General features: G+C 60.2%; 20 protein-coding genes and 1 pseudogene. 19 read left to right on the top strand and 2 right to left on the bottom strand.

Annotated elements, in window-relative coordinates:
- Positions 1 to 543: 543 nt before the first annotated feature.
- Genes JJJ17_RS12295 through JJJ17_RS12285 form a run of 3 tightly spaced genes read left to right on the top strand, consistent with a single transcriptional unit; the run spans position 544 to position 4057 of the window.
- Positions 544 to 1593 (top strand): DUF4123 domain-containing protein, encoded by a 1050-nt coding sequence (locus tag JJJ17_RS12295; RefSeq protein WP_200686875.1) that lies wholly within the window; start codon positions 544 to 546, stop codon positions 1591 to 1593.
- Positions 1593 to 2981 (top strand): hypothetical protein, encoded by a 1389-nt coding sequence (locus tag JJJ17_RS12290; RefSeq protein WP_200686873.1) that lies wholly within the window; start codon positions 1593 to 1595, stop codon positions 2979 to 2981. The genes JJJ17_RS12295 and JJJ17_RS12290 overlap by 1 nt, the downstream gene beginning before the upstream one ends.
- 29 nt (positions 2982 to 3010) lie before the next feature.
- On the top strand, positions 3011 to 4057 hold the full coding sequence (locus JJJ17_RS12285; protein ID WP_200686871.1) for a hypothetical protein: 1047 nt from the start codon (positions 3011 to 3013) through the stop codon (positions 4055 to 4057).
- A gap of 198 nt (positions 4058 to 4255) precedes the next feature.
- On the opposite strand, the gene JJJ17_RS12280 is transcribed toward JJJ17_RS12285, so the two are convergent.
- Positions 4256 to 4441 (bottom strand): FAD/NAD(P)-binding protein, encoded by a 186-nt coding sequence (locus JJJ17_RS12280; protein ID WP_200686869.1) that lies wholly within the window; start codon positions 4439 to 4441, stop codon positions 4256 to 4258.
- 100 nt (positions 4442 to 4541) lie between these two features.
- Here JJJ17_RS12280 and JJJ17_RS12275 point away from each other — a divergent pair, with 100 nt between their 5' ends.
- The 7 genes and pseudogenes from JJJ17_RS12275 to JJJ17_RS12245 form a co-directional block, all read left to right on the top strand.
- Positions 4542 to 5492: a LysR family transcriptional regulator gene (locus tag JJJ17_RS12275; RefSeq protein ID WP_200686867.1), complete on the top strand. Its 951-nt coding sequence runs from the start codon at positions 4542 to 4544 to the stop codon at positions 5490 to 5492.
- Positions 5493 to 5498: 6 nt separating this feature from the next.
- Positions 5499 to 6272 carry a class I SAM-dependent methyltransferase gene (locus tag JJJ17_RS12270; RefSeq protein WP_200686865.1) on the top strand — a complete coding sequence of 258 codons (774 nt, stop codon included), beginning with the start codon at positions 5499 to 5501 and terminating at the stop codon, positions 6270 to 6272.
- Between the two features lie 664 nt (positions 6273 to 6936).
- Positions 6937 to 8142, top strand: a complete 1206-nt coding sequence (locus tag JJJ17_RS12265) for an NAD-dependent formate dehydrogenase (protein ID WP_200686863.1) — start codon at positions 6937 to 6939, stop codon at positions 8140 to 8142.
- 60 nt (positions 8143 to 8202) lie between these two features.
- On the top strand, positions 8203 to 8718 hold the full coding sequence (locus JJJ17_RS12260; protein ID WP_234464071.1) for an HPP family protein: 516 nt from the start codon (positions 8203 to 8205) through the stop codon (positions 8716 to 8718).
- A gap of 105 nt (positions 8719 to 8823) precedes the next feature.
- Positions 8824 to 10485, top strand: coding sequence for an OFA family MFS transporter (locus JJJ17_RS12255; protein ID WP_200686861.1), 1662 nt, complete (start codon positions 8824 to 8826; stop codon positions 10483 to 10485).
- 195 nt (positions 10486 to 10680) lie between these two features.
- Complete coding sequence (locus tag JJJ17_RS12250) at positions 10681 to 12261, top strand: bifunctional serine/threonine-protein kinase/phosphatase (protein ID WP_200686859.1); 1581 nt, start codon at positions 10681 to 10683, stop codon at positions 12259 to 12261.
- A 2-nt stretch (positions 12262 to 12263) separates the two neighbouring features.
- Positions 12264 to 12396: pseudogene (locus JJJ17_RS12245) on the top strand (IS3 family transposase); the annotation flags it as partial.
- Positions 12397 to 12417: 21 nt separating this feature from the next.
- Here JJJ17_RS12245 and JJJ17_RS12240 read toward each other — a convergent pair.
- Entirely contained in the window at positions 12418 to 13359 is a 942-nt protein-coding gene (locus JJJ17_RS12240) for a LysR family transcriptional regulator (RefSeq protein ID WP_200686857.1), read from the bottom strand.
- Positions 13360 to 13767: 408 nt separating this feature from the next.
- On the opposite strand from JJJ17_RS12240, the gene JJJ17_RS12235 reads away from it, so the two are divergent.
- The 9 genes from JJJ17_RS12235 to JJJ17_RS12195 all read left to right on the top strand — a co-directional run bounded on the left by JJJ17_RS12235 (position 13768) and on the right by JJJ17_RS12195 (position 21474).
- Positions 13768 to 15126 carry an MFS transporter gene (locus JJJ17_RS12235; RefSeq protein ID WP_200686855.1) on the top strand — a complete coding sequence of 453 codons (1359 nt, stop codon included), beginning with the start codon at positions 13768 to 13770 and terminating at the stop codon, positions 15124 to 15126.
- A 29-nt stretch (positions 15127 to 15155) separates the two neighbouring features.
- A complete protein-coding gene (locus JJJ17_RS12230; protein ID WP_200686853.1) occupies positions 15156 to 15686 on the top strand; it encodes a 4-vinyl reductase in 531 nt (176 codons plus the stop codon).
- 58 nt (positions 15687 to 15744) lie between these two features.
- Complete coding sequence (locus JJJ17_RS12225; protein WP_200686851.1) at positions 15745 to 16731, top strand: dipeptidase; 987 nt, start codon at positions 15745 to 15747, stop codon at positions 16729 to 16731.
- 257 nt (positions 16732 to 16988) lie between these two features.
- Positions 16989 to 18014 (top strand): GlxA family transcriptional regulator, encoded by a 1026-nt coding sequence (locus tag JJJ17_RS12220; RefSeq protein ID WP_200686849.1) that lies wholly within the window; start codon positions 16989 to 16991, stop codon positions 18012 to 18014.
- Positions 18015 to 18046: 32 nt separating this feature from the next.
- Positions 18047 to 18733 carry a sigma-70 family RNA polymerase sigma factor gene (locus JJJ17_RS12215; RefSeq protein WP_234464070.1) on the top strand — a complete coding sequence of 229 codons (687 nt, stop codon included), beginning with the start codon at positions 18047 to 18049 and terminating at the stop codon, positions 18731 to 18733.
- Positions 18723 to 19493: an anti-sigma factor family protein gene (locus tag JJJ17_RS12210; RefSeq protein WP_200686847.1), complete on the top strand. Its 771-nt coding sequence runs from the start codon at positions 18723 to 18725 to the stop codon at positions 19491 to 19493. The genes JJJ17_RS12215 and JJJ17_RS12210 overlap by 11 nt, the downstream gene beginning before the upstream one ends.
- Before the next feature lie 24 nt (positions 19494 to 19517).
- A complete protein-coding gene (locus tag JJJ17_RS12205; protein ID WP_200686845.1) occupies positions 19518 to 20234 on the top strand; it encodes a Bax inhibitor-1/YccA family protein in 717 nt (238 codons plus the stop codon).
- A 26-nt stretch (positions 20235 to 20260) separates the two neighbouring features.
- Positions 20261 to 20812, top strand: a complete 552-nt coding sequence (locus JJJ17_RS12200; RefSeq protein WP_200686843.1) for a DUF2076 domain-containing protein — start codon at positions 20261 to 20263, stop codon at positions 20810 to 20812.
- Positions 20809 to 21474, top strand: a complete 666-nt coding sequence (locus JJJ17_RS12195) for an exopolysaccharide biosynthesis protein (RefSeq protein WP_200686841.1) — start codon at positions 20809 to 20811, stop codon at positions 21472 to 21474. Before JJJ17_RS12200 ends, JJJ17_RS12195 begins: the two co-directional genes overlap by 4 nt.
- The last annotated feature ends 97 nt before the right edge of the window (positions 21475 to 21571 follow it).

Genomic DNA, 21571 nt, shown 5'->3' with positions numbered 1-21571 from the left:
ATGAGTGATCCGCAGGTAAGATGTCTGGCGCGGTTTCGATTATATAGATATCTATTAAAAAATAAATAATGCTAAGAGGATGATGTCAGGCGGAACCGCAACTAGCGAGGTAAGCTGCGATATCCCAAAAAGGGTCCAGCCTGCTCGTCTAAGGAGGACGAACCAGATGGGTCCGGATGCGCCGTTCCGTCGACTGGAATCCGAACCGACAGATAGCGAGATTGAATCGGGATCCGGTGCAGCGTCGCCTGGGCGGTCGATATGGACTTGTGCCGTCCCCGAGGGCGCCAGCTTGACCCGAAGCCGGTTTGCCCGATCAGAGACCGCCCGGCATCTTTGAGATAGTGTGCCGGGCACTCATGCCCGTTGCCGCGATGGACCCACAGGGTTTCCTGTTGTTTCGGCCTACACATGTTGCAATGTTCGCCTTGAAGGGAACTGCATCGCGGCTCGACCCGGCCCATCTCATATTGACCTTACCAAAGCCGCGTCCCATAAAACGGTGTTTTCATGCCATTTTCACTCCCTTGACGAATTACAGGTATGCTAAGTCAGTTTCCGGAAGCCGACGATCCATGGCGGGTTACATCATCTGCATCGGACCATTCAGACGTGCTTTCCGCCGGGCGGGTTCAGCAACAACAAGCGCCATACCGGACCCTGCAGGTCACACCGCTTGACCAGCAACTAGGTCAGTGGCCGCGTAAATCCGTGCCGGATGCACTGCGCGACACTATTCTTGGTGTGGATGGCCGTCAGGGCTTTGCGGTGCTTGATGCGGCGGCCATTTCCAATCTGGACCAGCGCTTGCAGGGCAGGAGGCCCGCTTCGGTTTGCCTGTTCGATGGCGATGCGGCGGTGCAGCTTGGCGCAGTCGCGCCGTGGCTGATCGAACTTGCCGATGAGGATGCCTTGACGCGTAGCTTGTTCACCTGCGGGCCCTCGGATCGATGGCTGTGGGACAGCGGCGCAGTGATCTTCCTGCGCTCGGATCTGGGGATCGATGGCGTTCGCAGGCGGCTGCGCAAACTGACCCAGGTCAGGGACGAGGCGGGCGATGCAGCGCGCTGGATGTTCCTGCGCTTCTGGAACCCGGTCTTCGCCCGCTATCTGCTGGATCACGGCTCGCACGCGGTATGCGCACGTCTTCTGGCGGCGGGGACGATAATGATCCCCGATGCGCCGCATGGAATACTGCGGATCTGGGCGGCGAGTCAGGCCGATGCCGCGCGGCTGGAGGCGGGGCCGCTCGTACTGAGTCTGCAGGACCGGCACGCGCTGCAGCTGGCGGTGATGGACGGTTTTGTCGCCCGCGTACGCAAGTGGCTGACCGATTCTTATGGCAGACTTCCGAGCCATATCGACGAGCACAGATTCCTAGTGGAATTATTTCATCATGCCCGCAACCAGCTTGGCTTGCGTTCAGAGCGCGAGGTGAGCGACTATCTGGCCGCCTCTTGGCTGTTGCGCCAGCCGGTGGAACGGGTAGTGGATATGAGGCCGCTCTCTCATGAGATCCCGCAGGCTACACTCGCCCGAATGCATGACACGGCCTGGGAGATGTCACGCAAGGCCAATTCGGAGACCGCCTGATGCTATCCACCTTCTTCGACCGGCACATGAACCAGCATGCGCGTATCCTACGGCAGCAGGTTGGGGAACAGGGCCGCGTACCCAACCCATTCTCGACGCAGACCGCAGCCGGAGATGCCAAGGCGCTTTCCTGCCATCGTTGCCAGTGCGAGAAGCTTTACGATCAGGTGATGGCGAAGGTGCTGCGGGTTAAAAACCTCTGCTCCAGCAACGCAGCAAGCTGCTCGATCGAGAATTTCGCGGCCCATCGGCAGCGAAACAGGGCGATCTCGGCCGATTATGCCAGAATCTACATGCAGCCAAACGGTGAGGCCAAACGGCTTAAATTCGCTGGTGGCGCGGCTCTTGGTTCGACCCATATCGGTTATGCAATGGACGCTGCGCTGGATGCGCTGAAGGGTTGGGGCTCTTGGGCCGGGCGGGGAGAAGAGCCTGACGTCTATGACGAAAGCGGGCGGGGCATCGTGAATGACAACAATGTCACGAACCTCGTCGACTGGCAGGAAATTTCTGCGCGCATGTGGATGGATATGGGCTATCCCGAGACCCTTATCGGTCTGAGGCGGCTGATATATGGCAATCTGGCGATCTATATGGATCTCGGCGCGGTTTTGCATTTTTGCCAGATGCATGAGGCAGAATTCGGCTTTTTCCGCTTGAGCAAGGTCGATGAGTTCCTTGAGTGCTTTGATCACTTCGTGGCACATGTGAAAGACAAATATGCGAAAGAACACCCGGTCTATTGGGGGAACGGCACATTCGGCTCGCCACTGAACAACCATCTTCGTAATGGGTTGCGAAGACTGGCGATGAATGATGTTGAAGGCTCACTGACGATCATCGACCATGAACAGCGTCATATCCTTGAAAACTACATGTATCGCCCCAGAAGGGGCGCTGTGCCCGACGAGGATTTTGTGGCCCTGGGAGAGCAGGGGGGCGATGCCTCCTTCAGCCGCTTCATGAATACGCTTGAGCGGGTGGTCGAGGTGGTCGGCAATCGTAATGGCCCAACGACGCAGTTCTCCGGGATCAGGGCGCTGCTTTCTGCGTCGAAACTGCCGTATATGCTGCAATCCTTGCCGCTGAAAGCGGCTACGCTGAGCCCGATCGCAGTCGGGCCTCAGCCCTTCCTCTTCTCGTATTCGCGCGGCGATTTCACCGATCCCAATGAACGAACGCCGTGGTTCAAGGATGTCGTCCGGCATTTCGTCCGCGCGGAGAATGAGAATTTCGACTGGCCTGCCACGAATGACAGTAACGATTTCAGATGGGTCTGGGGGAAGCCCGCACTTCTGGACTACGGGACCGGACTTGACCCGCGAAATCCGCCAAAGCTTCGGCCGATCCTCTATGATGAGATCCGCAGCGTGATGGCGGCTGGATGAGGCATCGGCGGCCCATCCCTGCTACGTTGATGCTGGCAGTCCTCGCGCTAATGGGGATTGTGCTGATTTCTTCGCTGCGTACATTTGCTGAAAACCGGAGCGATGCGATGCTGCAGCCCGATATCCTCGATGTCGAGATCGGCGAGCCGTTCAGCGGCACCATGGCGCGTTCCACCCGGAAATATGACTTCAAGATCCTGCTGGACATGCAGGGCCTGGAACTATGGCCGGGAGGCGAAGATGGCTCCCCCTTGCAGATCGTATTGCGCAATGGCGCGGGGCAAAGTGTCGCGCTGCCATATCAGCCCGATTCCGGGATGCTGTGGATGTATGTCGGCGTCACAGATGAACTTGACCTCGACTTTCACACCTTTATCCGAATGGATCCCGGCGATGGTTCCGCGACCCAACAAGGCGAAGACGATATCGAGGCGATTAGCCGGATTTACGCGAGCATCATGGAGTTGACGCTGCGGGCGCGTGATCAGAGCAGCTGCTTTCACAACAGTATCGAGATCAGCGAAAAGCCCTGTGAGCGCGTGATACTGGCGACCGAAAAGCTTTCTCCCGACGCCCTGCGCGAAGAGCTGCACAGGTTTCGCACTCTGGTATCAACGGAGGAGTGGGACCGGAAACTGCCCGCGAGGGTGCTGAACCTTGGACAATGGTGGCTGCCGAATGGCGCGCTTGCGATGATGACAGTCACTGCGTCATCCGGGGGCGGGGAGGATATCCCGGGCGATCTGAGTCTGAGGGTCAATATCAAGGATTTTGTAAACTCCTATTTCGGCCGCCAGCTTCTGGAATGCTATGACCAGCAAGCGATTTTCCCAGAAAAGATGCTCTATTCTCAGGCGCAGGCAGCACATGTTTTCCACGGCCTCTATGCCGATTACTTCCCGCCGGTCGTTGATGGTGAACAGGTGACGGACCCGATCAGGCGGGCCGAGCTGGATTGGGGACAAATATTCTACAACTACTGGCAGGATAAAGAAAACCTGTCGCTGTTTTGCGAAAAGCTGCACTTGCTGGAACGCGAGGCGGGCTATGAGGGGCCCTTCGCACCGCCGAGATAACGGGCATGTTGATTGCCACTGAGAATTGACCCATGTGCAGCCTTCCCTCGGCTTGAACCAGCTGGGAGCGCATGGAGTGATCGACATGGTCACAATCGCGCGGTGATGGACCAGCCTATCGCCCTCTTTAAGGCCCCGGGCAGCAAGAAAGTCCTGCAGATAGTCTCGATAGATTCCGCGAGGAGCAAAGGTTCGCGGCTAGATGCCGAAGACCGGACGCCACCTTGTTTGCGTCTTGAGCCAGTCAAGAAAATGGTCGGGGTCATCGGGCCGCGCGCTCATTTCCGAAGCGGAAACATTGAGGAGATGCTCGAGGTTCTCCGTGCCGTATGCGATGCCGATGCCGAGAGCGGGGGATTTCAACGTTTCGGCCGCATGTCGCACGTGAACCGGCTGGGTTTTCTATCGGGCGGCAGGTTGCAGATTTCGATATGTTTCGTCAAATATATCGCGTCGCCTGGGACATAGGCCGGAAGGGGAACATATGCTGATCCGACACCTGAAATTCTTCGTGGCCCTGGCCGAAGAGCAGCACTTCGGCCGGGCGGCAGAGATTTGCAACGTCACCCAACCGACGCTGTCACAGGCGATCCGCAAACTGGAAGATGACCTCAACCTGGCCCTCATCATCAGGGGGCATCGGTTCATGGCGTTAACGCCGGAAGGCGAGAAGGTTCTGGTCTGGGGACGCCAGATCCTGGCGGACTACGACAGCATGCATGACGATCTGACAGGCAAGAAGAAGGGGGGGCTTAACGGCACGCTTCGCCTTGGTGTCATCCCCGCTGCCATGCCGTCAATTGCCTTCCTGTCCGAGCAATTTGAGGCCCGCAATCCGCTTGCGGAAATAGCGGTGCGTTCGATGTCTTCCAGGGATATCCAGCGCGGGCTGGAGACCTTTGAGATCGATGGCGGGTTGACCTATCTGGACAATGAGCCACTTCAGAACGTGCGGCGCTTTCCTCTCTACCATGAGAGGTATGTGTTCGCCTGCCGCTCTGATCATCCCTTTGCCAAGGACATGACCGTCAGTTGGGCTGCGGCTGTGACCCAACCGCTATGCCTGCTGTCAGACGACATGCAGAACCGGCGTATCCTGAACGATGTGGCCGCCAGCGCGGGGGTGGCACTTCGCCCCAAAGTTGTCAGCAACTCATTCCTTGGCGTTGCGGCGCATCTGCGAGCGGGCCACTGGTGTGCGATTGTCCCCCATACCTTTGGCTTCGTGTTTGGCGAAACAGAAGATCTCGTGCTGCGTGACATGGTCGAGCCGTCACACCGGCAGAAGATCGGACTCGTGCTCTCTGATCGCTCGCCGCAATCTCCGATGGCGCTGGCGCTGCAGGACTGTGCCGAGCATGCCAATGTCGAACAGCGCTTCGAGGTGATCTTCGGCAGAGGTGATGCGGATGCGAACGCCCGGATGGTGGGATAGGCGAGGATGAGAAAGCCAGACGGCAGTGCAGGCGATGCGAATTACGGTGCAATTGGTGGCGGCTATACGCGCTGGAGGCAGCCAGATCCGCAGATAGCAAAGCGGCTTCACGCGGCATTGGGTGCTGCGAGCAATGTCTTGAATGTTGGGGCCGGGGCGGGGTCCTATGAGCCGACCGACCGGGTTGTAACCCCGGTGGAGCCCTCGGCGACGATGCGCGCTCAACGGCCGGCAGCACTGGCGCAGGCGGTTGACGCCACGGCGGAAGATCTTCCATTCGACGATGGGGCGTTTGACGCCGCCATGGCCAGCTTTACCGTTCATCAATGGACCGATCTGGCACGCGGTCTGGGAGAGACACGCCGTGTAACCCGTGGTCCGATCGTGATCCTGACCTGCCTTCCGGACGCGGTCCAGCGGTTCTGGCTGAACGACTATGCCCCCGAAGTGCTGGCAACCGAGGCCCGGCGCTATCCTTCGCCCGACACCATCGCAGCCGCATTGGGAGAGAGGGTTCGGGTCGAGCCTGTTCCCATCCCGTTCGATTGCCGGGATGGGTTTAACGAAGCCTATTTCGGGCGCCCCGAAACCCTGCTTGATCCCGGGGCGCGTCAGGCGAATTCGGCCTGGAGCTTTGTGCCCGCAGATCTTGCCGCCTGTTATGTCGATGCCCTTTCAGAGGCGCTGTGTTCGGGAAGTTGGGACGCTGCCTACGGATCATTGCGCAATCAGCCTGAATATGAAGGTTCACTCTGTCTGATAGTGGCAGATGGCAGGTGACATCCATTTCGCTGTGGGACTGATCCTGAACGAGGAAGGAAAGATCCTTCTGGTGCGCAAGTAGGGCACAACGGCCTTCCAGCAGGCTGGTGGTAAAATCGATGCCGGGGCGTCTGCAGATCATGGAGGATACCGGCTTGGAATCGAGGCGTTTGACTGCATCGCCAAACTCAGCCAGGACCAGAGCACAGAGGACCGCAAATGGATCGTCGCCGGGCTGAACGCACGGGCGACCGGGCAGGACTGCGCAGTGGCGGACATGATTTCCGGCCTCGACATGCGGTCAGACTAAGAAATCCGACAGTTTTCCTGTGCAGAAAACGCGCGGCGTGAAAACCGGACCCCAGCCTATAACCATAGCGATGCAATAGATTAAATCCATCGCTGCACTGCGGCTTCATCGGCATCGTCTATGGATTCGTGCATAATTTCCATTGGAAGCCGCATACAATGGCATGCAAGCTTCTCTTGTCCGACAAGACACCTCGCTCACCCCGAGGCATCCAGGGAGGGAAGCCCCGATTTCATCCCGGACCCATGCGTCCGGAGCGTCTGACCCCCGGGTCAGGCCCCGGAAACCTGCGTCCTGCTGAACCTTTGCGCCCGGAAATGCGGTGCAGGGGCTGGGCTTCTGGTGCCTCATGAACGCTGAAAAGGAAGTCACATGGCTAAGGTTGTTCTGGTTCTCTACGATGATCCGGTGGACGGCTACCCCTCCTCCTATGCCCGCGACGATCTGCCGAAGATCGACAAGTATCCGGACGGCCAGACCCTGCCGACGCCGAAGGCCATCGACTTCACCCCCGGCCATCTGCTTGGGTCGGTTTCCGGTGAGCTGGGCCTGCGCAAGTATCTGGAATCACAGGGTCACGAGCTGATCGTCACCTCGTCCAAGGACGGCCCGGACTCGGTTCTGGAACAGCATCTGCACGATGCCGAGGTGGTGATCTCGCAGCCCTTCTGGCCCGCCTATATGACGGCAGAGCGCATCGCCAAGGCTCCGAAGCTGAAGATGGCGCTGACCGCCGGGATCGGGTCCGACCATGTGGACCTGCAGGCGGCCATCGACCGCGGCATCACCGTCGCCGAGGTGACCTATTGCAACTCGAACTCGGTGGCCGAGCACGTCGTGATGCAGGCGCTCAGCCTCGTGCGGAACTATATCCCCAGCTACAACTGGGTGATGAAGGGCGGCTGGAACATCGCCGATTGCGTGGCCCGTTCCTATGATATCGAAGGCATGCATGTCGGCACCGTCGCCGCCGGCCGCATCGGCCTGCGGGTGCTGAAGCTGCTGAAGCCCTTCGACACCCATCTGCACTACAACGACCGCCACCGCCTGCCGCAGGCGGTCGAGGAAGAGCTGAACCTGACCTGGCACGCCACCCGCGAAAGCCTTTATGAGGCCTGCGATCTGGTGACGCTGAACTGCCCGCTGCACCCCGAAACCGAACATATGATCAACGACACCACGCTGAAGCACTTCAAGCGTGGCGCCTATTTGGTCAACACCGCGCGCGGCAAGCTCTGCGACCGCGACGCCATCGCGCGGGCACTGGAATCGGGTCAGCTGGCAGGCTACGCGGGCGACGTCTGGTTCCCGCAGCCCGCCCCGGAAGATCACCCGTGGCGCTCGATGCCGCATCACGGCATGACCCCGCATATCTCGGGCACCTCGCTGTCGGCTCAGGCGCGCTATGCAGCGGGGACCCGCGAGATCCTGGAATGCCACTTTGAAGGTCGCCCGATCCGCGACGAATACCTGATCGTCCAGGGTGGCGGTCTGGCCGGGGTCGGCGCGCATTCCTATTCCAAGGGCAATGCGACTGGCGGTTCCGAAGAGGCAGCCAAGTTCAAGAAGGTCAACTGACCGTAAACTCCCGCGCGGGGCAAATCCGCGCGGGTTTCCCGTTCAGCCGGGGGGTCCCCCATGTCATCCGAGATCAACACCGAACAATCGGTTTCCACCATCGAAGCGATCACGCTTTACATCCGCAAGAACGGCTTACCGGCCCTTGTATCTGGTCTGGGTGGCGCGCTGGCGATCTGGCTGCTGGCAACACTGACCACGTCCCTCAACCAGTTGCTGCTGATTGCACCGTTCGGGGCAAGCTGTGTTCTTCTTTTTGCGTTGCCTGCCAGTCCATTGGCACGGCCCCGCAATGTGGTAGGAGGCCATTTCCTGACCGCGCTCATGGGTCTTCTGGCGCTGACATTCATCGGTGACGGCGTTCTGGCCATGGGCATCGGAGTGGGGCTGGGCATCGCCGCGATGCAGTTTACCGAAACCTTGCATCCGCCAGCGGGTGGCAACCCGCTGGTCGTCATCATGACCGGGGCAGGCTGGTCTTTCCTGGCTTTGCCCATCATCGCGGGCGCGCTGATCCTGCTTCTGGTCGCGTTCATCTATCACCGCTTCGTATCGAAACGCGCCTGGCCGGCTTGAGGAGGCCGGCCCTGCGCGGCCATTCAACCGGGCGATCTGCCGCGGGCCAGGAGGAGGCTGTCGGCTCTTCGCCTTGAATCCGGAAAACCGGTCGAGGGAGGAAACATGACAGCCACTCAAGAAATATGGGGGGATAGCGGCGGCACGACCGCACTTCTGTCCCGCGAAAGAACCATTGCCAGGCCGGGCTTCAACCGCTGGCTCGTGCCGCCTGCCGCATTGGCGATCCATCTGTGCATCGGCATGGCCTACGGTTTCTCGGTCTTCTGGCTGCCTCTGTCGCGCGCCATCGGGGTGACTGATCCCGTGGTCTGCGAGGGAATGGGGCTGATGACCGCGCTGTTCACCACAAGCTGTGACTGGCGCGTGGCTGACCTCGGCTGGATCTACACCCTGTTCTTCGTCCTGCTCGGGTCTTCTGCAGCGATCTGGGGCGGCTGGCTTGAAGTCGCCGGACCTCGCAAGGCCGGGTTCGTGGCTGCGCTCTGCTGGTGTGGCGGCATGGTGCTGGCAGCCATCGGCATCATGACCCATCAGCTCTGGCTGATGTGGATCGGTTCCGGCTTCATCGGGGGTATCGGACTGGGGCTGGGCTACATCTCGCCAGTCTCGACGCTGATCAAATGGTTCCCCGACAGGCGCGGTCTTGCAACTGGCATGGCGATCATGGGCTTCGGCGGCGGTGCGATGATCGGCGCGCCTCTGGCCGATGCGTTGATGCGCCATTTTGCATCAGACACCGGCGTGGGCGTCTGGCAGACCTTCCTTGTCATGGCGGCGATCTACGTCGTCTTCATGATGGCCGGTGCTTTTGGTTACCGGGTGCCGCCAGCTGGATGGAAGCCCGAGGGATGGGAGCCGAAGGTAGACCCGAAAAAAGCGGCCATGATCACCCAGCATCACGTCCATCTGCGCGACGCACACAAGACACCGCAGTTCTGGCTGATCTGGGCGGTGCTCTGCCTGAACGTTTCCGCCGGGATCGGCGTGATCGGCATGGCCTCGCCTATGTTGCAGGAGATCTTCGGCGGTCGCCTGATTGGTCTGCCGGAGCTGAGCTTCACCGAACTGAACGGCGATCAGAAGGCAGCGATTGCCGCAATCGCTGCCGGGTTCGCGGGACTTTTGTCGCTGTTCAATATCGGCGGCCGTATCGCTTGGGCCTCGGCATCTGACCGGCTTGGTCGCAAGACCACCTATTTCATCTTCTTCGGTCTGGGGATTGCTCTTTACGCGCTTCTGCCGACGGTGGCGCATATGGGCAGCCAGGTTTTGTTTGTCGCCATGGTCTGCATCATTCTGTCGATGTATGGTGGCGGCTTCTCGACCGTGCCGGCCTATCTGGCCGATATCTTCGGCACCCAGTTCGTAGGCGCGATCCATGGCCGGCTGCTGACCGCCTGGGCCACTGCCGGGATCGTCGGGCCAGTTGTCGTCAACTACATCCGTGAGGCGCAGATCAACGCAGGCGTTGAGCGGGCGTTGGTCTATGACAACACCATGTATATCCTTGCGGGCTTCCTGGCGCTTGGCCTTCTGGCCAATGCGCTGGTGCGACCGTTGGGCGAGAGGTGGTTCATGTCGGCCGATGAAGTCGCGGCCCTGCAGTCCAACGGGACCCAGGCGGGTGAAATTCGCAGTGGCTCCTTCGGCATCGACCGGGGCCGGTTCGATCTGACGGCGGCACTGGCCTGGGCCGCGGTGGGCATCCCGCTCGCTTGGGGTGTCTGGACAACAGTCCTGAAGACTGCAGCTCTGTTCAACTGATCGGACGGTCATCAAACCCCAAGGCGTGCAGACCATGCAGGTCCGCGCGCCTTTTCTTTGCGACAGACAGGGACTTCAGACATGACCGGCCTCTATATTCTTCCACCCACAGATTCACCGCGCTTGTTGGCTCTGCCGCTTGGCGGACCGGTGCCGCCGCCGCGGGGGCGCATACTGCCTAATACCACGGTTCTGGTGCGCGATCCCGCCCGGCCGGAACTGATCTGGAAGCTGACTCCCTGGGAGAAGGCCGAGGACGTGATGCCCGAGCTGGACGTTTACGCCCGCCTTGGCGCCTTCGGGCGATCTGAAGGGCTGGTCGCGCTTAGAGAAGTCGCCGGGACCGCCGATCATCTGGCTCGGGCCTATGACTATGCCCCGCATGGCGAGCTTGCACGTTTCCTGCGGGATGAGCGCGGTGAACCGAGGCCGCCCGAGCCCACGGTCACGCGCGGCATCCTTGCCCAGATCGCCTCGGCGATGGCGGGCCTGCACGCGCGGGGGATCATGCACCGGGATCTGAAGGCTGAAAATGTGTTGGTGTTCGCTGATGGACCAGACCCCGAGGTGCGGATCGCCGATTTCGACCGGGCAATCGCTCTGCCGCCCGGATCGCGCCTTCACGAACCGGTCGGTTCTTTGTTCCACATGGCGCCGGAACTGCTGGCGTGGCAGCCCTATGACCACCGCGTTGATGTCTACGCCTTCGGCATTCTGATCCACGAGGTCGCGAATGGCGGCGCGCGGCCCTTCCCACAGGTCGCGACGGGCCTGCCCGGGACCATGACAGCCGAGGAGTTCGGTGCAAAGGTAAAGACCCAAGGACTGCGGCCGGACTGGCGGAGCCCGGACCTGGAATTGCGCGATCTCGCCTACCGCTGTCTGGCTGCCGATCCGGATCAGCGCCCCGACTTCGCGGAAATTCACCGGGCGCTGACGGGAATATCCCTGCCCGTGACGCCAGTGCAGTCCCAATCCGGCTGTGGCGTGCAGGGGATCGGGATGGCGGCCACAATTGGCAGGCAGCGCCCGGCCATGGAGGATGCGCTTTGCGTCCTCGATGCGGGCGGATACCAGATTCTTGCGGTGTTTGACGGGCTACGCGGTGATCGCGCCAGCCGTTTTGCGGCCCATTCGCTCGCGCTGATGCTGAAGGATGCGCTGTCGCGCGAAGCGCCGGCTGCGGCGATCCGCCATGCCTTTGTCGGGGTGCAGGCCCGATTGCGACGCCTTGACCCCGCCGTGACAAGTGGAACGACCGCTACCGTTGTCGTGATCGGCCCCGAAAGCGTGGACATCGGCTGGACGGGCGATTCACCTGCCTGGTCGATTGACAAGGTTGCTCCAAGTCCGCTGATCCGCGCCCATCATCCAACCAGCGAACCCGAGGCGGCAAGGGTGACGGCCGCAGGCGGCGCAGTGCGGCGCGAAACGCGGATGATGGACAGCGGCGAAATGGTGCCCTGGGGGCCACTGCGCGTCTATGGTGCGGACGGAGCGGGCGGCATCGCCTTGACCAGAGCACTTGGCTTGCCTGCGCTCACACCCGCCATATCGCATGAGCCCGAAATCCTAGATCTGCCGCCTGCCGCTTCGACAGGTTGTCTTGTTCTGGCAAGCGATGGCGTCGGTGAGGTGCTTTCTGTCGAGCGACTGGCAGAGATTTGCACCTTGGCAACGACGCCCCAGGCGGCGGCAGATGCGATCATGGAGGAAGTCCTGCGCCTTGGTGCGCCTGACAATGCAAGCGTCATCGTCAGGGCGATGACCGGCTAGAGGTCAAGGACCAACACCGGCTAAGCTTGGGCAGCTAAGGACGACCTCGCATGACCGAGGAGTTGAACAAGTTGGGTCTACAGGTCGGTCAGCGTCACGTTGGCCGTTTAATGCGTCAGAACGGCATTCACATCAGACGTCGGAGCCGGAATCGATTCATCGTAAATCCGATCCACCAGATGCCGGGACCGAACATCTAGGTTCTGCAAGCAACGGTCGTCTGCGCCGTAAAAACCGCAGGAACGTGTTCAGCTCTTCCGAGGTGTTGCCCCGTTCCCAGACGGCGGTGATTGGCAGTTTGTCTTCCATGTCCACCAACTGCCGGATCGCGATGCCTTGGCGGGGCATGTTGCCGATGCAGCTTGAATAGATTGCGATGCCAGCCCCGACGATGACCAAGGCGAAGATTCCGTCACTGCTGGTCGCTTCAAGCGATATGTCTGGAAAAAAGCCCCGCGCGCGGCATTTTGCGAAGACCTGTTGGCGGAAGATGATCCAGCTGTCGCCGGTGCCGAAGACGAACTTTTCGTCGCGCAGATCCTGCAACGTCAGATGATCGCGTGCCGCGAGCGGGTGGTTTTCAGGCAGCACCGCGACATAATCGTTTTCGTCAAAGGTCAGGCTGCTGATCGGTTGCTGATCCGAGACGCCATACAGAAACCCGATATCGATCCGGTGCTGCAAGATCGCCTCGTGCTGATGGATCGTCGGCATGAAGATCAGATCCAGATGGATGTCGCGGTGTGCGGCGTTGAATTCCCTTAGAAAAACCGGAAGGCTGCCGTTGATCGCGAAGTCGGTATAGGCCACGCGCAGTTCCCCACGAACGCCACGCGATGCCTTGCGCGCGCGTTCGACGGCAAGGTCGATCTGGGCAGAGAGGTTCGAGATTTCGGTCAGAAAGACGCGCCCGGCCTCGGTCAGTTCGACCCGGCGGGTCGAGCGTCGCAGAAGCGGCGCGCCGATATGATCTTCCAGCTGCTGGATCGTTTTGGTCAAAGCGGGCTGCGCGATGCGCAGGCTTTCAGACGCGCGACCAAAATGCAGCTCGCGGGCGAGGGTGTCGAAGGCGCGCAGGTGACGAAGATCAAGGCTCATCGGATGCTTTAGATTTATTCCATCTAGATCTTAATAACGCCTTAAATGATATTTTACAAAGCGGGACTTCCTGCGGATCATTGGTTTCACAGGCGACAGAACCTGACCACAGAATGATCAAAGCTTCAGGGAATGCACGAATGACGACCGTTCCGCGATTACCGCGCCCTGCGCACGGCGTGTCAGGAACATCGTCACCCAAATCTCGGGCATGCTGAAGAGGACGGGGGATTTCGGTCCCTTCGACCGACATAGGCGAGATGGAACCCCGTCAGGCCAAGGCGGAAAACGGCGGCACGCCGATCGATAGGCGCTGCCTGATCGTTCCGACCCGGCATGAACGAACCCGCAGCACAGATTGCGGGCCGGTCGGTTTCATCCTCGCGCATCCAACAGAGAGGAACGGACATGACAACAGTATCCGAGGATCAGACGTCACCGACGATCTTGCGCAAGGTGATCAGCGCAGCGGCGATCGGCAACTTCGTCGAATGGTTCGATTTCGCCGTCTACGGCTTTCTGGCGACGGTGATCGCCAGCCAATTCTTTCCCAGTGAAAGCGTCAGCTTGGGCCTGTTGAAGACCTTTGGCGTCTTCGCCGTGGCCTTCGCGATGCGACCGCTGGGCGGGATCTTCTTTGGCGTGCTGGGCGACCGGTTGGGCCGGAAGGGCATCCTGTCGCTGACGATCCTTCTGATGGCCTGTGCCACCACGCTGATCGGATTGCTGCCCACCCATGCCAGCATCGGCATCGCTGCACCGATCTTGTTGACGCTGCTCCGCTGTCTGCAGGGCTTTTCGGCGGGCGGCGAATATGCCGGATCGATTGCCTATGTGATGGAGCATTCGCCCCGCAATAAGCGCGGATGGTATGGCAGCTTCATCCCGGTTTCGACCTTCACGGCATTCGCTTCGGCGGCGGCGCTGGTGTTCGTTCTGGAAAACACCCTGTCGGCGGAAGCAATGGCCGGTTGGGGCTGGCGCGTGCCGTTCCTGATCGCGGCACCGCTTGGGCTGATCGGGTTGTATCTGCGCTGGCGGATGGAAGAAACACCCGCGTTCAAGGCGATGGCCGCCGAGGACAAGACCCACAACCATTCGCCGCTGCGAGAGACACTGAAAAGCCAAAGCCGTCTGATCCTGCGGCTTGGGGCCTTCATCTCGCTGACGGCGCTGTCGTTTTATACCTTCACCACCTATTTCGCGACCTATCTGCAAGTCGTCGGAGGTCTGACCCGGCCTGGCGCGCTGCTGGTGACGCTGATTGCACTCGTCTTTGCGGCACTGTTCTGCCCGGTGGCGGGCGCGCTGTCCGATCGGTTTGGCCGTCGCAACACCATCACCTTCGTCTGCGGATGGTTTCTGCTGATGGTGATCCCGGCCTTTCTGCTGGCAAGTTCGGGGCAGTTGCTGCTGGCCATTCCCGGTGTGCTTCTGCTGGCCATAGGCGCGCTGACAAGCAATGTGGTCACCGCGACACTGATGTCCGAAACCTTCCCGACGCGCACGCGCTATACGGCATCGGCCTTCACCTACAACATCTCTTACACGCTGTTTGGCGGCACCGCGCCGCTGATGGCGACATGGCTGATCGACGCGACCGGCAACAATCTGGCGCCCGCAATCTACCTGATGGCCATTACGCTTCTTGCCGCTGCCGGGGGGCTGGCACTGCGTGAAACCTCGCGGATTTCGCTGATGGATGAAGCGGGCGACGACCTTGAGGCTGAACTGGCGGACTACGCCCCACAGCGGTCGTTGCGCTGATCCCAATCTGACATCGAAAGGAAAAACTGATGCAACCAGCAGTTGAAATCGACGTGGATGAAGCCAGCGGCATCTGGCGCACGGACGGCCTGCCGATGCTGTATGTGCCGCGCCACTTCATGGTCAACATGCATAACGAGATCGAACAGGCCCTAGGCCGCGACGGCTTCAGCGATGTCCTGCATCGGTCGGGGCGCAAATCCGCGCTGCATTGGTGCCGGAAGCAGGCAGAACAATCCGGCGCCTCTGCGTCCGACGTGTTCGAGTTCTACCTGCGGCGCCTTTCCGAACGTGGCTGGGGACGGTTCAGCATCGACAGGCTGGATCTGAACGAACTGGTCGCGGTGATCGATCTGCGGGATTCGATCTATGTGCTTGAAGCGGGCGGCGGCGCGCAGGCGCCCACCTGTTACATCTTCGAAGGCTTCTTCGTCGGGGCAATGGAATATGTCTGCGAGACGCTTGGCATCAGCCCGCAGACGATCTCTTGCCGCGAAACCCGATGCGCGGCGACGGGCGATCCGCATTGCCGGTTCGAAGTCACCTGCACGCTTTCCTGAATCACAAACGAAAACCCGCCGGGCATCCGTCCGGCGGGCCATAGCAAGAACGGAGGATATGATGAAAGACAGCGCCAGCCGCGTTTATGAGGACGCGATCGTTGTGGATGGGTTGATCATTTCAAAATGGGACGGCCCGCTGTTCAAAGAGATGCAGCAGGCGGGGCTGACCGCGGCGAACTGCACCTGCAGCGTTTGGGAAAATTTCGGCGATACGGTGGATAATATTGTCCAGTGGAACCAGTGGCTTCGCGATTATGCGGATCATATCGTCAAGGCAGAAAGCGTCGCCGATATCAGGCAAGCCAAGGCGGCCGGCAAAACAGCGATCATCCTTGGGATGCAGAACACCTCGGCATTCGAGGATAAGGTCGGCTATGTCGAGATCCTGAAGACGCTGGGCGTCGGGATCGCGCAGATGACCTACAACACCCAGAACTGGGTCGGCAGCGGTTGCTATGAAAGCCGCGACAGCGGCCTGTCCGATTTCGGCCGCGACATCGTGGCCGAGATGAACCGGGTCGGCATGCTGTGCGATCTGAGCCACGTCGGGCCCAAGACATCACGTGACGTGATCGACGCCTCATCCGCGCCGGTCGCCTATTCGCATTGCCTGCCGTCGGGGCTGAAGTCCCACCCCCGCAACAAATCGGACGAGGAACTGCGCTACATCGTCGATAAAGGCGGCTTCGTCGGCGTGACGATGTTCCCACCGTTTCTGGAAAAAGGCGGAAACGCAGATATTTCCGATTATGTCGCTGCGATGGACTACGTTATCAACATCATCGGCGAAGACGCTGTCGGGATCGGCACCGATTTCACCCAGGGCTATGGTGAGGCGTTCTTCAACTGGCTGAACCACGACAAAGGCTCGGGCCGCGCGCTGACCACCTTTGGCGAGGTGATCAACCCGAAGGGCTTCCGCCAAATCCGCGACTTCCCGAACATTGCGGACGCGATGTCGAAGGCGGGTTGGGGCGATGCGAAGATCGAGAAGGTCTTGGGGCGCAATTGGGTCGATCTATTGGAACGAGTGTGGCTATAGCCATGGTCCGCATTCAAATGATTGGGTGGAACGTCCATGCCGTGCGTAGTGCGTCAGCAGCACACGGATGCATCAGGGCGGTGAGGCTGACGTAAAGGCGATCTGGCAGGTAACCGGAATATCTGCTTTGCTGGATATATTGCATCGATTAGCAGCTCTCAGGAAGCGGTTTTCCAGTAAGCCGCGCGTCATCTACCGGTTCGTCGCGACACCGCTCTTGGCTGTCAGGGCGAACACCCCACTAAGGATTCACGAGAATGACCCGGCAGGACGAGGCCGCCCCCGTGGCAAGCAGGTTCGTGTCTCGCGGCGTGGCCCATCTTAATGCGCCCAAGCCGGCTGAGCCGATCATGGTGAACTTCGTGCTGGTCCCGAAGTTCACCATGCTGGCCTTTACCTCTGCGATTGAACCATTGCGCGCCGCGAACCAGCTATCAGGCAGCAATCTGTTCGAATGGCGGATCTTTTCGGAAACCGGCGCGGGTGTCATCGCCTCGAACGGTGTGCAAGTCGCGGTGGATGAGGCTTTGCCCCGGCAATCTCCGCCCGGCTATATCTTCGTCTGCGGCGGTGTCGAACCCGAACTGACCACCTCGGCCCAGCTGGCCGACTGGATGCGGGCGCAATGGCGTCATGGCCGCACGGTCGGCAGCCTGTGCAGCGGTGCCTATATCCTTGCCGAAGCGGGTCTGCTGAAGGGCCGCAGGTTCACCCTGCATTGGGAAAACATCCCCGGCTTCCGCGAGGCCTATCCCGACCTTGACCCGGTTGAGAGCAGCTATTGCTTTGACAATCGCCTGATCACCTGCGCCGGTGGCATCGCCTCGGCCGAAATCGCATTGAAGCTGATCAACGATCATTGCGGCGCGGAAATGGGTCAGGCGGCGATGAATATGTGTCTGCTAACCCACCGCCGGACGGCCGAAGATCCGCAGACCATCTCGATCGCGGCGCGGCTGGGCACGCGCAACGAATATCTGGTCAGTGCGGTCGAATTCATCGAGACGCATATCGATGAAGAATTCAACCTTGCCGAATGTGCCGACCATTGCGGCGTGTCGCTACGCCAGATCCAGCGGCTGTTCCGGCAGCATCTGGGCATCACCCCGGTCGAGTATCGCAACAATGCGCGTCTAAGAAAGGCGCGGATCCTGCTGTCGGAAACCAATCTGTCGGTCATGGATGTCGCTGTCGCCTGTGGTTATGCGTCCTCATCCCATTTCGCGAAAGCGTTCCGGAAGAAATACGGCGTCTCACCGAACAGGTTTTCGAATTTCCGCTAAGGGAGAACCAGTCGTTCGACTGTCGAGCGTCTTTGCCGCCGCCATGGCCGACGCACAGGCCCGCTTCCAGATTTCAATCACCAATCCCGGTTCTCGACACCGCCACGACGCGCAATAGAACCTCCCCCGAAACTTTATTTGCAAAGAGGTGGAAGCACTTCGTCACTGGCTGCGTCTATAGTTTCAAGATGCACCACGTTCCTGACCCGATCATTGCCTTGCTCGCGCCGTTGAGGCGCTATGCCTTTGCCCTGACCCGCGACTGGGCCGAGGCGGATGACCTTGTGCAGGACACGATGTTGCGCGGTCACGAACAACGTCGGCAATTGGTCTCTGAGAAGGCGGTCGGCCCTTGGCTTCGTTCGATTCTGCGCAATCGCTTTCTGGATCGGCGCCGTCAGCACGCCGCTCAAATAAAACGCGAAGTCGATTTCGCGCAGTTATCGCCGCAGGTTCAGGACGCGCCGCAGGATGACGCGATCCGGCTGACGCAATTGCGGCAGTTCTTCATGGCGCTGCCAGAGGAGCAGCGCGAGGCGCTGGCGCTCGTCGCCGTTGACGGTTTGTCCTATGCCGACGCCGCTCAGCTGATCGGCGTGGCACCAGGGACGGTCATGTCTCGTGTTTCGCGCGCTCGGGCAAAGCTGCGCGAGATAGAGGACGGCGTGCAGCGCCCGGTCAAGGCGCTGAAATTGGTGGGAGGCACTGATGCTGAATGAAGATCCTGCGATGCACGAATTGGACCTCTGCGCCTATATCGATGATCAACTAACCGAGACGCAGAAGGCGGAGGTCGAGGCATGGCTTTCCCACCATCCGGAGGCTTCGGCGCAGGTGATGCGCGATCTGGCGATGCGGCGCGATCTGCGCCGCGCATTGATGCCGCCCGCTGCCTCAGCACCGCTTCTGGGCGCGGCACGAGCTCTGGCGCGGGCGCGGCGGCGCGCAGTTCGCATGCGGGCGGCGCTACGACTTGTTCCGGCAGTGCTGCTGATCGGTCTGGGTTGGTTGGCCAATGCAGGATTGGGGCCACTTTCAGTCGGTCCGGTCACAGCCTCACAGCCTGCCCCTCCGTCTGTGACATCCGCACTGGCCGCGCATCAGGTGAGCACGATACGGCTGGCGATGCTGTCGCAGCCTGAAACCACGCAGCTTGACGAAGAAGAATTGCGCGCCGCGACCGGCATCATCCTGCCTCATTTCCCCGAGGACTGGACGGTCCGCGACGTGCAGGTGTTTCCCTCTGCCGAAGGACCGGGGATCGAGATTCTTTTCGATTCCGCCGAATTGGGCCGCGTCAGCCATTTCGCCGTTCGCGCCGGGGCGTTCAACGTGACCATGCCACGCCTTCATGAGACCCCTGATTACGGCATCGCCTGGTTCCAGATCGGCGAGACCGCCCATGTCCTGGTGGCCGAGGATGAGCATGCAGACACGTTGCTGGATGCATCCTTCGCGCTGTCCGACACGCTTTACTGACATTTCAAGCAACCGGAGTATCTCATGCAACCCCTCCACCAGACCGGTCGCAGCGCCGGCTTCGCCCCGACTGCGGCCTTTGATGACGGCCTTCGCGCGCATATGCTGCGTATCTACAACTATATGGGCCTTGGCCTTCTGGTCACGGGGCTGGTCGCCGTTCTGGTCGCATCGGTGCCCGCGATTTATGTCCCCATCTTCAGCACGCCACTGCGGTGGGTTGTGATGCTGGCTCCGCTGGCTTTCGTGATGTTTTTGTCATTCCGCATCGATGCGATTTCGGGCGCGACCGCCCAGACCCTGTTCTGGGCATTCTGTGCCGTCATGGGCCTGTCGCTGGCGTCGATCTTTCTGGTCTTTACGGGCGCATCCATTGCCCGCGCATTTTTCGGGGCGGCGGCCATGTTCGCGGGGATGAGCCTTTACGGCTATACCACGCAGCGCGACCTGTCGAAGTTCGGCAGCTTCCTGATCATGGGTCTGATCGGTGTGATCATCGCCAGCATCATCAACATCTTTCTGGGATCGTCGGCGCTGCAATTCGCGATTTCAATCATCGGCATTCTGGTCTTCGTCGGACTGACCGCGTGGGACACCCAATCGATCAAGCTGGCCTATGCGCAGCATCACGATGCCCAGACGCAGCAGAAACTGGCCGTCATGGGTGCGCTGTCGCTGTATCTGAACTTCATCAACATCTTTCAGCTTCTGCTGAGCCTGACCGGCCAGCGGGAAGAATAACGCTCGGGCAAAAGGAATTTAACCTCATGGACAACCATGACCGACGGGCCATCGAAGGCCTGTTCAACAAACTGGGCCATGCCGCGCGCGTTCAACCTGATCGCGACCCCGAAGCCGAAACGCTGATTGACGATTTGATCTCTCGAAATCCCGGCGCGGCCTATTATCTTGCGCAGACCGTTATCATGCAGGAACAGGCGCTTAACGTCGCGCAAGAGCAAATCAAACAGGCGCAGGATCGTCCTGAACCTGAAACCGGAGGTATCTTCGGGCGCATGTTCGGCGGCGCGCAGCCACAGCAGCGCCCTGCGCCGCATCGTGCCAGCGCAGCGGCTCCGGCACAGCAATCCGACGGGCCTTGGGGCAGCGGACGCAGCACAGGAGGCGGCTTCATGGCTGGTGCCGCACAGACCGCGATGGGCGTTGCAGGCGGGGTGCTGCTTGGAAACGTTATCGGCGGCATGTTCGCAGGCCCAGCCGATGCGGCAGAAGCACCGCAAGAACCAGCGGCTCAGGACGAGGATACATCGGCGGATGCTGAGGGTTTTGACGACGGCGGTTTTGACGACTTCGAATGACCGAATGCTCGCAAGAAGCAGGGTCTCCGGAGTCTGACACCGATGCAGAGGGTGACCGAAGCAACAAGCCTATTTCATCGCTGATCGAAGAGCTTCCTCGTCAAACGACTGGTGAGCGCATTGCGATCGGCGATCTTGTCCTCTGGTTTGAGGACCGGGCGACGCTGGCATTGATGTTGATCTTTGGCATTCTGAACATCCTGCCCAACCCGCCAGGCTCTTCCGTCGTTTTGGGCCTGCCGATGCTTTATCTGTCAGCGGCAATGCTGCTTGACCGGCAGCCATGGTTTCCCCGCATCGTGATGGATCGGGGCATTTCCGCGTCGCTGTTCCAGACACTGGCGTATCGGGGAACGCCGTATCTGCGGCGTTGCGAACAGCTACTGCGGCCCCGCAGGGAGCAGCTTTCACAAGGATGGGCATTCCGGTTTTCAGGGCTGTTGTGCCTGATCCTTTCCATCATCCTGATCCTGCCTATACCCTTCGGAAACATTCCGCCCGCCGCCTGCATGACCTTTCTTGTGCTGGCTTTGGCGATGCGCGACGGTATCAGTATTCTGTTGGGTTGGTTCTTGTCGCTGGTTTGCATCATCTTGATGTCAGGTGTCGTGGCCGCATCGGTCATCTTTGTCTGGCATCTGCTTGTGGGTCTTTTGTCCTGACATGCGTGAGCCCTTAGACTTCCTGACTGTGATATCCCATCCGAAACAATCATCGCACCGGACCTTCGGTCCGGCGCGGCTTTATCTAAACATACAG

This window comes from Paracoccus caeni, from assembly GCF_016629665.1.
In the GTDB taxonomy this organism is placed as follows: domain Bacteria; phylum Pseudomonadota; class Alphaproteobacteria; order Rhodobacterales; family Rhodobacteraceae; genus Paracoccus; species Paracoccus caeni.
Note: the sequence above shows the minus strand (reverse complement) of the source record. Positions and strands in the feature narration are given on the sequence as shown.

Excerpts from the sequence above, each read along its gene's own strand:
- JJJ17_RS12295 (WP_200686875.1), top strand. The coding sequence starts at position 544 with ATGCTAAGTCAGTTTCCGGAAGCCGACGATCCATGGCGGGTTACATCA.
- JJJ17_RS12290 (WP_200686873.1), top strand. The coding sequence starts at position 1,593 with ATGCTATCCACCTTCTTCGACCGGCACATGAACCAGCATGCGCGTATC.
- JJJ17_RS12285 (WP_200686871.1), top strand. The coding sequence starts at position 3,011 with ATGCTGGCAGTCCTCGCGCTAATGGGGATTGTGCTGATTTCTTCGCTG.
- JJJ17_RS12275 (WP_200686867.1), top strand. The coding sequence starts at position 4,542 with ATGCTGATCCGACACCTGAAATTCTTCGTGGCCCTGGCCGAAGAGCAG.
- JJJ17_RS12270 (WP_200686865.1), top strand. The coding sequence starts at position 5,499 with ATGAGAAAGCCAGACGGCAGTGCAGGCGATGCGAATTACGGTGCAATT.
- JJJ17_RS12265 (WP_200686863.1), top strand. The coding sequence starts at position 6,937 with ATGGCTAAGGTTGTTCTGGTTCTCTACGATGATCCGGTGGACGGCTAC.
- JJJ17_RS12260 (WP_234464071.1), top strand. The coding sequence starts at position 8,203 with ATGTCATCCGAGATCAACACCGAACAATCGGTTTCCACCATCGAAGCG.
- JJJ17_RS12255 (WP_200686861.1), top strand. The coding sequence starts at position 8,824 with ATGACAGCCACTCAAGAAATATGGGGGGATAGCGGCGGCACGACCGCA.
- JJJ17_RS12240 (WP_200686857.1), bottom strand. The coding sequence starts at position 13,359 with ATGAGCCTTGATCTTCGTCACCTGCGCGCCTTCGACACCCTCGCCCGC.
- JJJ17_RS12235 (WP_200686855.1), top strand. The coding sequence starts at position 13,768 with ATGACAACAGTATCCGAGGATCAGACGTCACCGACGATCTTGCGCAAG.
- JJJ17_RS12230 (WP_200686853.1), top strand. The coding sequence starts at position 15,156 with ATGCAACCAGCAGTTGAAATCGACGTGGATGAAGCCAGCGGCATCTGG.
- JJJ17_RS12225 (WP_200686851.1), top strand. The coding sequence starts at position 15,745 with ATGATGAAAGACAGCGCCAGCCGCGTTTATGAGGACGCGATCGTTGTG.
- JJJ17_RS12220 (WP_200686849.1), top strand. The coding sequence starts at position 16,989 with ATGACCCGGCAGGACGAGGCCGCCCCCGTGGCAAGCAGGTTCGTGTCT.
- JJJ17_RS12210 (WP_200686847.1), top strand. The coding sequence starts at position 18,723 with ATGCTGAATGAAGATCCTGCGATGCACGAATTGGACCTCTGCGCCTAT.
- JJJ17_RS12205 (WP_200686845.1), top strand. The coding sequence starts at position 19,518 with ATGCAACCCCTCCACCAGACCGGTCGCAGCGCCGGCTTCGCCCCGACT.
- JJJ17_RS12200 (WP_200686843.1), top strand. The coding sequence starts at position 20,261 with ATGGACAACCATGACCGACGGGCCATCGAAGGCCTGTTCAACAAACTG.
- JJJ17_RS12195 (WP_200686841.1), top strand. The coding sequence starts at position 20,809 with ATGACCGAATGCTCGCAAGAAGCAGGGTCTCCGGAGTCTGACACCGAT.